The organism is Sphaerospermopsis reniformis, from assembly GCF_005402885.1.
Classification (GTDB): domain Bacteria; phylum Cyanobacteriota; class Cyanobacteriia; order Cyanobacteriales; family Nostocaceae; genus Sphaerospermopsis; species Sphaerospermopsis kisseleviana.
Window position 1 is genome coordinate 1 of sequence record NZ_BJCE01000165.1, and the last position, 12,178, is coordinate 12,178.

Annotated in this window: 9 protein-coding genes, 1 tRNA gene and 1 pseudogene; 6 read left to right on the forward strand and 5 right to left on the reverse strand. The window is 38.0% G+C overall.

Annotated features, from left to right (window positions below):
• Both FFR48_RS19405 and psb35 read left to right on the forward strand, forming a co-directional pair.
• On the forward strand, positions 1 to 815 hold an 815-nt coding region (locus tag FFR48_RS19405), incomplete at its 5' end, for a penicillin-binding transpeptidase domain-containing protein (protein ID WP_268932451.1).
• 83 nt (positions 816 to 898) lie between these two features.
• Positions 899 to 1,096, forward strand: coding sequence for a photosystem II assembly protein Psb35 (psb35, locus tag FFR48_RS19410; RefSeq protein WP_096565707.1), 198 nt, complete (start codon positions 899 to 901; stop codon positions 1,094 to 1,096).
• Between the two features lie 113 nt (positions 1,097 to 1,209).
• Here psb35 and FFR48_RS19415 read toward each other — a convergent pair whose 3' ends face one another.
• The gene (locus FFR48_RS19415) at positions 1,210 to 1,632 is read right to left on the reverse strand and encodes a tellurite resistance TerB family protein (RefSeq protein ID WP_096565705.1); all 423 of its coding nucleotides are present in this window, start codon (positions 1,630 to 1,632) and stop codon (positions 1,210 to 1,212) included.
• Positions 1,633 to 1,689: 57 nt separating this feature from the next.
• Positions 1,690 to 3,030 carry a 16S rRNA (cytosine(967)-C(5))-methyltransferase gene (locus FFR48_RS19420; RefSeq protein WP_137668510.1) on the reverse strand — a complete coding sequence of 447 codons (1,341 nt, stop codon included), beginning with the start codon at positions 3,028 to 3,030 and terminating at the stop codon, positions 1,690 to 1,692.
• Positions 3,031 to 3,349: 319 nt separating this feature from the next.
• Here FFR48_RS19420 and FFR48_RS29045 point away from each other — a divergent pair, with 319 nt between their 5' ends.
• Genes FFR48_RS29045 through FFR48_RS19435 form a run of 3 tightly spaced genes read left to right on the forward strand, consistent with a single transcriptional unit; the run spans position 3,350 to position 7,095 of the window.
• Complete coding sequence (locus FFR48_RS29045; protein ID WP_201277650.1) at positions 3,350 to 4,969, forward strand: P-loop domain-containing protein; 1,620 nt, start codon at positions 3,350 to 3,352, stop codon at positions 4,967 to 4,969.
• Positions 4,956 to 5,921, forward strand: coding sequence for a WD40 repeat domain-containing protein (locus tag FFR48_RS19430; RefSeq protein ID WP_137668511.1), 966 nt, complete (start codon positions 4,956 to 4,958; stop codon positions 5,919 to 5,921). The genes FFR48_RS29045 and FFR48_RS19430 overlap by 14 nt, the downstream gene beginning before the upstream one ends.
• A gap of 4 nt (positions 5,922 to 5,925) precedes the next feature.
• Entirely contained in the window at positions 5,926 to 7,095 is a 1,170-nt protein-coding gene (locus FFR48_RS19435) for an ATP-binding protein (RefSeq protein WP_137668512.1), read from the forward strand.
• Positions 7,096 to 7,420: 325 nt separating this feature from the next.
• Here FFR48_RS19435 and FFR48_RS19440 read toward each other — a convergent pair whose 3' ends face one another.
• The 3 genes from FFR48_RS19440 to FFR48_RS19450 form a co-directional block, all read right to left on the reverse strand.
• Entirely contained in the window at positions 7,421 to 8,905 is a 1,485-nt protein-coding gene (locus FFR48_RS19440) for a glycoside hydrolase 100 family protein (RefSeq protein ID WP_228051960.1), read from the reverse strand.
• An 815-nt stretch (positions 8,906 to 9,720) separates the two neighbouring features.
• Entirely contained in the window at positions 9,721 to 11,463 is a 1,743-nt protein-coding gene (locus FFR48_RS19445) for a DnaJ domain-containing protein (protein WP_137668513.1), read from the reverse strand.
• 188 nt (positions 11,464 to 11,651) lie between these two features.
• Positions 11,652 to 11,724, reverse strand: a tRNA-Ile gene (locus FFR48_RS19450).
• A gap of 234 nt (positions 11,725 to 11,958) precedes the next feature.
• Here FFR48_RS19450 and FFR48_RS19455 point away from each other — a divergent pair.
• A pseudogene (locus tag FFR48_RS19455) lies at positions 11,959 to 12,178 on the forward strand (hypothetical protein); the annotation flags it as partial.

Sequence of the window (12,178 nt, forward strand, 5' to 3'; positions counted from 1 at the left end):
CCCAAGGTTTACATACAGAAGCGCATGGAATTCGTCGCATCCTCAACCGTCAGGGTGATGTGATCTGGTCTGCTGATGTCCAACCTCAACGGGCTTTAGATGCCGATAGCGCCGCCATCATGACTTGGATGTTACGCAACGTAGTCAGAAGCGGTACTGGTGCTGCTGCCCAATTAAATGATAGACAGGTAGCAGGGAAAACAGGAACATCAGATGAAGCCCGTGATTTATGGTTTATTGGCTATATTCCCCAAGTAGTGGCAGGAGTTTGGCTAGGTAATGATAATAACCGCCCTACCAATGGTAGCAGCACCAGCGCCGCTTATACCTGGCATGAATTTATGGAAAAAGCCGTTGAAGGAATGCCAGTAGAAAAGTTTCCTGCACGTCCCAAATTAGAAAATCGCAAAGGTACGATCAAAGCTCAACCGATCAAACCGAAAAAAATTGTTAATACTTCCATTGCATCTAATAATCAACAATCAGATCAGGATGATGGTGATTCATCAACCAGACGCAGACGCAGACGCAGAAGCTCTTATTCTGAAGTAGAACAGCAATCAAACTACACTTCAAGACGTAGACGACGTTACCGACAACAAGAAGAGTCCACTTCCAGAAGACGGAGGCGCTTTGATTCTCAATCAGGGAACAATTCTGGTGCAGAATCATCTCGTTCTAGAAGACGAAACCGCAGCCAAGATTCAAATTCTGCTCCTCCTGTAAACAATAATTCCTCTGGATCTTCCCCATCCAAACCTTCTTGGAGAGAACGCCTGAAACCAGGTTCTTCTTCTTCCTCCCCTGGTGAGTAATATTTCCCCCAGTGGCAGATGTAGATGGTCAACTCGTTTTATACTTTGTAAAGAAGTGTTACAAACAATAGGATAATATAGTCATGACATTATTACTGGAAACAGCAGCACCCGCAGCAGCAGGTAATCATTTTCCATTAGCTTTTACTTTAGTGTATGTAGTTGGTTTTATTGCTGCCGTTACTATCGGTTCAATCGCTTGGTACAACTCCAAACGTCCCGCAGGTTGGGAAAGCAAAGAACGTCCTGATTTTGTTCCCAAGGTGGATAAAGAGTCATAGGAGGCAGGGAGCAGGGAGCAGGGAGCAGGGAGCAGGGAGCAGGGCGAAGTTAATAACCCAATGCCCAATGCCCAATGCTCAATGCCCAGTCACCAGTCCCCAGTCCCTAGTCCCTAATTCTGCACATCCACCCAGCGGCGGTAAAGCTTTTGAATTTGTTTTAACAGTGGGTTGTAAATTGGTTGAGTAGAATCATGAGATTTACTCAACTCCTCCAATCTAGTCAGTAGTTTAGCTTCTTCAATGGCTACTTCACCATCACTGTAAATCAATCCACTGATAGCTTCAATCAGAGTTTCACATTCTTGTAAACTGGGGCGATCGCCCAAATATTCTCTCACCCATTCATAACATTGATTTGGTTTAACTGGTACTAATTCATACAGCCAAGGCTTAATCTCTGGGTCAGTAGCTAAACCCTTAGCTTGAGCTATTTCCCGCAGATATTGTCTTTCCTCCGGCTGGATTCTACCATCAATCCAAGCTGCTCCAATCAGAATTTTAACTAGATTTTTAACATGAGAATTACTAACCATTGTTGCCTCCTCCAGTAGATTCGGTCTTTCATCAAATGGTACAATCCCTAGCAGTATTCACTCGGAATCCTTGGTTTTTCTTAAACGCACCATGAAAAAACCATCCATATCTTGTTCATGAGGCCATACCTTCAACCACCCAGAGGGAGAAACATCAACAAAATCAAAGCTAGGATGTTCAATTTGCCAATGGGAATTTTTTTCTAAAAAGTTTGTAATTACTTCTTCATTTTCCTCTGGGTGTAATGTACAAGTAGCATAAACTAAAATCCCTCCAGGCTTGACAAAATTTGCAGTATGTGATATTAACTCTTGTTGGATTTCGGCTAATTCATGGACAGATGCGGGAGTTTGTCGCCAACGCGCATCAGCGTGACGGTGCATAGTTCCCAAACCGGAACAAGGAGCATCTAATAATACACGGTCAGCGATGTTATGAAATTGGGTAAAAGTGCGACTATCCCCCGTGCAGATTTCGATAGATTGTAAATTCAGACGTTTGGCATTTTCAGTAAGTTTGCGTAAACGAGAAGCAGTTTTATCACAAGCGTAAATTTTACCCTCATCCCCCATTAACTCTGCAATATGGGTAGTTTTTCCCCCTGGTGCTGCACAAACATCAATGATCACCTCACCGGGTTGGGGATCAAGCAAATGACCTACTAACTGGGCGCTACTATCTTGTACACACCACCAACCATCTTGAAAACCGGGTAAATTTTGAATTGCACCCGTACTACTAATTAATCTTAAACCTTGGGGTAAATAGGGAATTTTTCTGACTAAAATACCAGCATCTTTAAAAGTTAATTCTACTTGTTCTAAGTCACTTTTAAGAATATTAACTCTTAAATCAATAGTCGGGGTTTGATTCATCCATTGACAGAGTTTTTCTGTTTCCTCAAAACTCAATTGTTTTAACCAAACTTCAATGATCCAATTGGGGAAACTATATAAAATTCCTAATCTTTCTACAGGATTTTCTGGTAATTTTAAAGGTTCTGATGAAGTTTCTGCAAGTCGTAAATATTGCCGTAAAAACCCATTCACAAAACCCGTCAAACCAGAAAACCCATTGGTTTTTGCTAGTTCTACCGTGGTGTGGACAGCAGCGGAAGCGGGGATTTTTTCCTGATAACGAAGTTGATATAAACCCAGATGTAAAATTGTCCGCAGGTCTGGTGGTTGTTGGTGAGATTTTTTAGTACCAAGTTGATTAATAATAGCGTCTAAAGTGCGTTGTCTTCTCACACTACCATAGACTAATTCTGTCATTAACCGACGGTCATTGTCCGGTAATTGATACTTTTGTAATACACGGTCGAGGGCGACATCAGTATAAGCTCCTTTGTGTACTTCTTTGAGGGCGGTAAATGCAACTTGACGGGGGTTAGACATGGAAGGTAATGAGAATTTGACTCAGAGTAGTCATTATAGCTGTCAGGATCAGCCCAAGGAGTTGAAAACAGATTTTTTGAAGTTTGATAGAAACGAACCACAGAGACACAGAGAAACCAGTTCATTGGGCGGTTTCCCGACTTGTAGCAACTAGCGCGACACAGAAAAAATAGGGTTTGAGGAGATTTTGTGTAAGTTCTGTTTTTTAAGACAACGAATGAGCGATCGCTTTATTTATGATTACCCTGTGTAAGCTAAATCTCGTCATCTACTGTTAAGATAGAGTGTAGGTGTGAATTTCTGCCATATTATCGCTAAAATGGACATTAACTCAGTAATTAGTGCGATCGTTAGAATTGCTTCTAGTGCTGCTCCCCTAGCTATCCAGTCAGCAGAACGAAGTGAAATTGTGATCAAAATTAAAAAGGAATTAGGTTTTGAACCGTTACAACCGCCAAAAGATGCTGTTAGCGTTTACAATTATGCTTTAGTTGAGTATGGAGTGGGTAAACCTGAGTTGGTTCTAGAACTTTTTAGAGAACAACAAATTCAACAAGCTTTTTGGAAAAATTTTAATTCTGATCATCCCTTGATTTTTCCCCAAGAAGTAGAACATTTTCTAGAGTGGAATATCTTGGGAGATAAAATACGAGAGCTAAAATCAAACAATATTAACATTCGTCAAGAATTTGAGGAATTTTGTCAAGTTTTTATCAGCGTAGCTAAACGCACTAGGACACCAGAGGAAGTTGTACGTGATCAACAAGTCAATAAATTAATATATTCAGATAATAAAAAATATGAATATCAACCAGAATTTCAATCACTAATTACCGAGAAAACCCAATCCTTCTGCGGTCGCGGATTTGTATTTGCTGCCTTTCAAAACTTCACCAACACCAATAAAAAAGGCTATTTTACAGTTATCGGTGATGCGGGAATGGGCAAAAGTACCATCGCTGCAAAATACGTTTCTGAAAATAACGCAATCTGCTATTTTAACGTCTTGGTAGATGGTCGTAACCGTCCTGAATTATTCCTGGAAAGCATTCGTAAACAACTAATTAACCGCTATCAAATCACAAATGTTGAAAACGCTGATTTATCAACATTACTGGTAAAAGTAACAGAAAAACTAAGCGAGAATGAAAAATTAATCATTGTCGTGGATGCACTGGATGAAGTAGACCAAAAACCAGGAGCAAAAAATATTTTATATTTACCCAAAACCCTACCAGATAATGTTTACTTCTTGCTGACACGACGACGCTATGAACCTAGTAAAAAACGACTTTATACAGAAGGTGTAACACAAGAAGAATTAGATTTGACTGACAAAAAGTATGATGCAGAAAACGCAAAGGATATTCAAGAATATATTCGCTTTTGTTTAGAAAATTACCCAGAACATAAAAATGGCTTACAAAATTGGATATCCAACAGAAAAATCACCCCTGATGATTTTGTGCAGAAGTTAGCAGACAAGAGCGAAAATAATTTTATGTATTTGCGCTATGTGTTACCAGCAATAGCAGAGGGTAAATATAATGATTTTAATTTAAACCAATTACCACAAGGGTTACAGCATTATTATCAAACTCATTGGGACAGGATGAAAATGAATGATTCATCTAAAGAAATGAAAGTAATGATTCTGTTTACCTTAGTGGAAATTGCCACACCAATTCCCTGTGAGATGATTTTTAATATTCTCCATCAAGATGAATATGTTGTACAGGATGTTTTAGATGAATGGATTGAATATTTAAGAACATCAAATATAGATGGAGATATTTGTTACAGTATCTATCATGCTAGTTTCTTAGATTTCTTGAAAGCAAAAAGAGAACTACAAGCAACCCGCAAGTTATTTAAAGAAGTAAATCAGCGCATTGCGGATTATTTAGAACAGGATGAGGATGACAATGAAACAAATTGAAAAAAAATCCTCTGCCCAAAAATTACATAAACAAAAAATTCGTCTGGCTAGATATCCTTATAGTTTGGTTAATTCTGGTCAGTATGAAAAATATTTCCAAACCCTCACAAATTATCAATTCATATCCACCAAAATCAATCATCCTGAATTTGGCATCCAAGCATTAATAGAAGATTATGATTTACTGGATGATACCCAAACCAAAACCCACCCAGACCAAACCAAAACCTTAAAATATATTCAAAGTGCTTTGCGACTGTCTGCACACATAGTCACCCAAGATAAACAACAATTACCCAGTCAATTATGGGGAAGGTTACAAGCTATCCACACCCCAGAAATTCAAACCCTATTAAACCAAGCACAAACAAACCACCCTCACCCTTGGTTGCGTCCCCTCACTCCCAGTCTCACCCAAGCAGGAGGAAGCTTACTCCGCACTCTCTCAGGTCATAGTCGTTCGGTAAACGCAGTAGCAGTGACAGCAGACAATCAACGGGTGATTTCTGGTTCTGATGACAATACTGTCAAGGTGTGGAATTTACAGACCGGGGAAGAACAGTTCACCCTTGAAGGTCATAGTAGTTCGGTATACGCAGTTGCAGTGACAGCAGACAATCAACGGGTGATTTCTGGTTCTTGGGACAATACTGTCAAGGTGTGGAATTTACAGACCGGGGAAGAACTGTTCACCCTTGAAGGTCATAGTGATAGGGTAAACGCAGTTGCAGTGACAGCAGACAATCAACGGGTGATTTCTGGTTCATCTGACAATACTGTCAAGGTGTGGAATTTACAGACCGGGGAAGAAATAGCTACTTTCACAGGTGACAGTGACTTTCTTTCCTGTGCGGTTGCACCCCCTACTAAATTCACAGATACGTTAACAATTGTCGCGGGTGACGTTGGGGGAATGGTGCATTTTCTAAAGTTGGAAAATGAGGGAGAATAAATTTATGAACTCCACCCCCAGACCACCAACGGTTAATAATTACCTGGATACTCAGCAACAATTCACGGCAGTTATTAACACCAAAAGCACGAATTTTATCGGTCGTGAGTTTGTTTTTACTGAGATTAATAATTTTCTGAACCGCTATAACCGGGGTTATTTCACAATTATCGGACCACCGGGTAGCGGTAAAAGTGCCATAATTGCTAAATATGTTCAGGAAAATCCTCCCAAAAATTACCAAGTGATTTATTACAACGCGGAGTTAGAGGGGAAAAATCACGCTGCGGAATTTTTAATATATATATGTTGTCAAATTATCGCCAAGTTTCAAAATCTATCCCTGCCAAATTTACCGGATAACGCTACAGAAGGAAGTTGGTTTTTATCATTGTTACTACAACAAATCAGCGATAATTTATTACAGACAAATCAATTACATCAAACAAACCAAAAATTAATTATTGCCATTGACGGGTTAAACTGCATCAACCGCAACTTACAACCACCAGGAACAAATATTTTTTATCTTCCCCGCTACCTCCCCCAAGGAGTGTATTTTCTCCTTACCCGTCGTCCGTTTTTATCAAGTAATTCTGGTTTATTAATTGAAGCACCGGTACAAAGTTTGAATTTAGCAGATTATCCACAGGAAAATAAACAAGATATACAAAATTATATTCAAACAACCCTAAATTCTCCCCCCTTTTTAACGGGGGTTGGGGGGGATCTAAAATCTTGGTTAAATACCCACAAAATCAACGAAAACGCCAATAACTTTAAATACATCAGCGCAATCTTAACCGCTATTACTGACGGTTTCTATACCCAAACCCAACAAATACAAACATCATTCCCACCAGCATTAGAAACCTACTATCAACAACATTTAGCCAAAATGCTAGATTGGGAAAATCAAGATTTACCCCTAGCTGTTTTGCAAGTTTTAGCCGAACAAACACAACCCATATCAGTGACAGATATTGCTAATTTATTAGATGCTGATGAATTTGATGTAGAGGAAATTTTAGAAGCTTGGTTTGAGTTTTTAAATGTAGAAATTAAATCTAATGTTTCTGTTTACAGTTTATATCATGATAATTTCTGCCAATGGCTGAAAGGATATCTCAGAAGTATCCAAATTAATCGAGATCCCCCCTTCTCACAAGGGTAGGTATTTTACATTGTCGTCAGGGCAAGACTTGGTGGACAAGGTGGACAAGGTGACAAGGGAGGAAAACAGTACAAAGTCTGTATTCTTAGTCACAAAAATAGTCCGTCAAAAAACCATTGTCCGTATAAAATCTTCCTTGTCCATCCCTTCGACTACGCTCAGGACAAGCCTTCCTTGTCTTCCTAGTCCTGCCTCAACAGATAATATTAAAAACCTACCCCTGTGAGCTTATTAAGGGGGGAAATTAATCAAAGTCCCCTTTTTGGGGATTTAGGGGGATCTACAAATAAAGGTGGGTAACACAGACGCTAACCCACCCTACTATTTATAAATTCATAAAAGAATCTATACTACCCACTTCAAATTCACAAGCCCTAGAAATTGTTTCTGGGGGTAATTTATCAAAACTAACTAATGGCAAGAAATCAGGATTATCTATGAGTTCTTTCCCTAATAAATATCCTGCTATTGTCCAAGTTTGATATTTCCGTGCTTGTTTACCAATTAATCTACCTTTTTTACCATCATAATATTCTGGCCATTCATCTTCACTCAATCGCGCTTTAGCAATTTCTATTGCTTTTCTAGCCATACCAGTTTTATTAGTTTTCACTGCTGCTGCGGCTAACATCCACATTAAAACAGGCCAACTTCCGGCATTATGATAGGACCAAGGTATATTTTTCGGATCGCATCCTGTCACCACTCTATATTCTTCATTCTCTAAAGCTGGGAAACAGATTTTCATCGGCATATCTCCTACCAAATCATCCCATCTTTTTTCAATTAAATTCATAATTGCTTGTGACTGTTCTTCTGTGGATAAATCACAAATTACAGCCATTAAATTTCCCAGGGTAAAAAAGCGAGTATCTAATTGAGATGGTCCGACATTACCAGCAAAATAACCGCCTTTTTTCGGTAGCCATTTATCTAGTTCATAGTAAGGTAAGGAATCAGCATAAATATTAAATAAATTCACCGCTGTTTTCCCATATTCTTCACTTTTAAAGCGATAAATGGCATTCAAACGATTCAGATCTATCCAGTAGTGTTTGCGAATATGTCCACATAACAAAGGTAATCTATTATCAATTGCTTCAACAATATCTTGATTACCTTGACAAATTAATAACTCACGGGCTACACGCAAAGCCGCAAAAAATAGCACTTGAATTTCTAAAGGATGTCCATAAATTCCCATGCGTCTATCAATCATACACGCACCATCAGGAACTAATAGAGTGGGGTACATATCAAAACGATTTGCCAAACAGATTTCCATAATTAACCGGATACCTGTTTGAAATTCCGGTTGATAAGCTAGAGTATAATCATTAGTAGCGACTACATAGGCACGTAATAAAATCAACCACCATAAACAAGAATCAACAGGTGTGACTCTAGCGATCGCGTGTTCTCCAAAATCAGCTTCTAAATGTTCTTCCCCATTAATAGTCACAACTTTAAAGCTGGCTGGAATTAAACCCCTACCCGGTTTATAAGCATCCAACGCCTTTTCTTTAGGCTGTAACTTTAACGTTTCTTCCAGGAAGTTTTTAACAATATTTGTTTTGCCTTTAATCAGAAAAATCAACGCTGAAGAAACAAAATCTCTAATGAAACATTGGTCATAATTCAATGCTTCTACGGATGGATCATAAGCCGCTAAAGTACCAACAGGACGACCTTGATAGTAAAGTATTGAATTTTCTAGTGCCTGCCACGCCTCTTTTTCTATAGTTTCACTTGTAGTTTTACTTGTAGTTTCACTTGTGGTTTCCCTTGTGGTTAATTCATTTAGTTGCATCGCCAGAATAACTCCATTAAGATAGTGAATTTGTGGTGAATGCGGCTTTATTTCTCATGAGTATTTGCTATGTTCAGCAGCATATAACTTGAGCAATAGCAAATAACAATCATTAGTAGCAATCCTCAAACAAAATCAGTTACAATTACTGATTATCAGCAAATTAATTAGGTCATAATTAGGGGTTGCTGAGAAAGTCTTTCCGTGAGGGCATAGGAGTCAGGAGTCAGGAGAAGATTTGAAAATTTCTTTGCCATCTCTTGAAATCCCAAAAAATGCACACTTTTTCCCTTCTCCCTGACGATTAATGAATCGGTGTTCTAGCTATTCACATCAAACAATACAAAAAATATTCATCAGAAAAATTACAGCAAAATATACAAGATATATTTTGAGATTCCGCATTATCCCATAAGAAAATCTAGGATAGTGCTTTTACAAACAAAAACATACCCCCCATGCTGTTTTAGGATCGTAATAATGAAGTTTCAACCCCTTACAGTATATTTACTTGACAATGATTGACTGTTTGCAACTGCTGGTTAAATTATTCCCCTTTAACTTAACAATTTATAACGTTTTTTCGCAATATGCAATATAGATCATTAAAAAATTTAAAATGTCAATTTTCTGGAAAATTTCGACATTATAACCCAATCATCAAACCAAATCACAAATAACTAGCTCATGCTGCTAAATTCACCAAAAATCTACCAGACATGAATCATAATATTTCATGCTGCTATTTTTCGTAAATTCTGTCACATTAACTACATATTACCCTATATTACCCTTGAATTTTTAAATCAGATTAATCAACCCCTGTTAACATTAACAAGCCTCTGAAAATGTTGATAAGCTTGATTAATTACTTGCATTGCAGCTTTAGCAGTATCCGTATTGTTAATATCAGGATGATATAATCTCGCTAATTTTCGGTAGGCAATTTTTACATCTTCACCATGAGCATTTTCATCAACTCCTAAAATTTCCCACCATTCCCCAGTTAAAGTTACATCTTCCCGATTTTTTAACAGTTGCCAAATTTTGATTGTTCCACCTTTACCACCACTGACAAGCATTTTACCATTGGGTGAAAATATCAAAGGACTAAACCCAGAAAGATTTTCTAAAATTTCCCCAGTTTGTAAATTCCAAAGTTTGATAATTCCGTCTTGACTACTACTAGCAATAGTTTTACCATCTGGATGAATAGCAATAGCTAAAACCTCTGTGGAATGTTTAGTAAAAGTACGGTGTAATTCTCCTGTGTCTAAATTCCAAACTTTAATAGTTTTATCACTACTTCCACTAATCAAGGTTTTACCATCGGGAGTAATAGCTAATGTATTTACATCTGCTAAATGTTCAGTAAGAATAAACTTCTGTTCACCAGTTTGTAAATTCCAAATTCTAATATTTTTATCAGCACTTCCACTAAATAAAGTTTTACTATCAGGACTAATAGCAATAGCTAAAACTGCTGCTGTATGTCCATTTAAAATGCGTTTATATTCTCCGGTATAACGTCCCCAAATAATAATTTTTTTATCTGTACTTCCACTAACAATAATTCTGTTATCTGCACTGTAAGCAACTACACTCACAAAACCATTATGACTGTAAGTATTATTTAAATAATAAAAAGTCCGGTTAAATTTTTTAGTGTCTAATTGCCAACTACTGATTTTTCTGTCTACACTACCGCTAATTATCTCTTTACCATCCGGACTAATAGCAACAGATAAAATTGCTTCAGCTTGTCCTACAAAATTATATAAACATTTTCCTGTTTTTAAGTCCCAAAAAATAACTTGTTTATCATCACTGCCACTAATTAAAGTATTAGAATCAGGATGAATAGCTACTGCGTTAACCTTGGCAAAATGTCCTTTTAGTGTTTTTACACATTGCCAGTTTTCGGGTAATTGGTTATTCAATAATACAGTTTTATTTTCAACTTGATGAGGTTGTTCATTTTGCTGATTATTTATTTTATCCTTGAGTTTTTCTAACTCTTCCTCAATTTCTAAATCTGCAAATTTTTGATTAATATCATCACCGGATAAGAATAAATCTAACTCTATTAATGCCGCATTGTAATAATCCATTTCCAAAACTTTTGTTTCCATGCGTTCAAAAACTTGCATGGGAGTTTCTTTAAATTCTGAATTATCTAATACTTTAAAAACACCATAAGCAGCAAGTCCAAAAACCGCACCTATTCCCGTCATTGATGCAGCACCAATACCATAAGCTAAACCAATTTTAGGCGCGACAAATCCTATACTACCAACAATTTGCGAAAAACCAAAACCACCAATAGCACCTATTCCCATTGTGTTAACAGCAGCTTTATCACCTGTGGTTATACCTGTAAATACACCGTATAGAGCAGCACCTACAACTGCACCCGCAGCAGTAACAGAAGTTGCACCTATTCCCACTGCTCCAAAGCTTCCTGCTATTCCCATCCCTCCCACTGTGGAGGAAATACCCGCACCTGTGATAGTTCCAGTAGTAATGAATGTTACGCCTGTTTTGGATGTTGGTTGCATGGTATGATATTATGATATTAAGTTAACGATAATTACTTAATCATAATCCTAAGTAAAATATCACGCCCCATTGTTGCTGCACAGGGAATAGCTAAGGAGAGTAAAAAAGTGGCAATTAACGGAAATTAGGTAGTTAAGTAACTACTCACCAAATCCAAAAAGCTTATTATGTATAGGTTTTAATTAAATGCGCCCTGCTGGAATCGAACCAGCCTGAAGACGAATTATGAGTTCGTTGCCTCCCCAATCGGCCAAAGGCGCTTGTTGTGTTAGATTTGTCTTCTGTTTAAGTAGGCTTTAAGCTTAACTCTCTGTTATGATTGTAGCTTGAGCAACCTATTTTTAGCATTTGGACAAACACACATCTATGAGTATAGCATGATTTTACCATCTGACGCATAATTAAAAAAATTTTTAGTTTAGGTTTGGTAATTGGTAATTGGTAATTGGTAATTGATAATTGGTAATTGGTAATTGGTAATTGGTAATTGGTGATTGGGAAAATTCTTACCCAGTCACCAGTCACCAGTCACCAGTCCCCAGTCCCCAGTCCCCAGTCACCAGTCACCAGTCACCAGTCACCAGTCCCCAGTCACCAGTCCCCAGTCACCATTCCCCAGTCACCAGTCCCCAGTCACCAGTAACCAGTCACCAGTCCCTAGTCCCCATGCACCATTCCCAAGACTCGAAGAACACACGTCCGATCTCCAGACAC

Coding starts and splice junctions, on each gene's coding strand:
- psb35 (WP_096565707.1), top strand. CDS start 899: ATGACATTATTACTGGAAACAGCAGCACCCGCAGCAGCAGGTAATCAT.
- FFR48_RS19415 (WP_096565705.1), bottom strand. CDS start 1,632: ATGGTTAGTAATTCTCATGTTAAAAATCTAGTTAAAATTCTGATTGGA.
- FFR48_RS19420 (WP_137668510.1), bottom strand. CDS start 3,030: ATGTCTAACCCCCGTCAAGTTGCATTTACCGCCCTCAAAGAAGTACAC.
- FFR48_RS29045 (WP_201277650.1), top strand. CDS start 3,350: ATGGACATTAACTCAGTAATTAGTGCGATCGTTAGAATTGCTTCTAGT.
- FFR48_RS19430 (WP_137668511.1), top strand. CDS start 4,956: ATGAAACAAATTGAAAAAAAATCCTCTGCCCAAAAATTACATAAACAA.
- FFR48_RS19435 (WP_137668512.1), top strand. CDS start 5,926: ATGAACTCCACCCCCAGACCACCAACGGTTAATAATTACCTGGATACT.
- FFR48_RS19440 (WP_228051960.1), bottom strand. CDS start 8,905: ATGCAACTAAATGAATTAACCACAAGGGAAACCACAAGTGAAACTACA.
- FFR48_RS19445 (WP_137668513.1), bottom strand. CDS start 11,463: ATGCAACCAACATCCAAAACAGGCGTAACATTCATTACTACTGGAACT.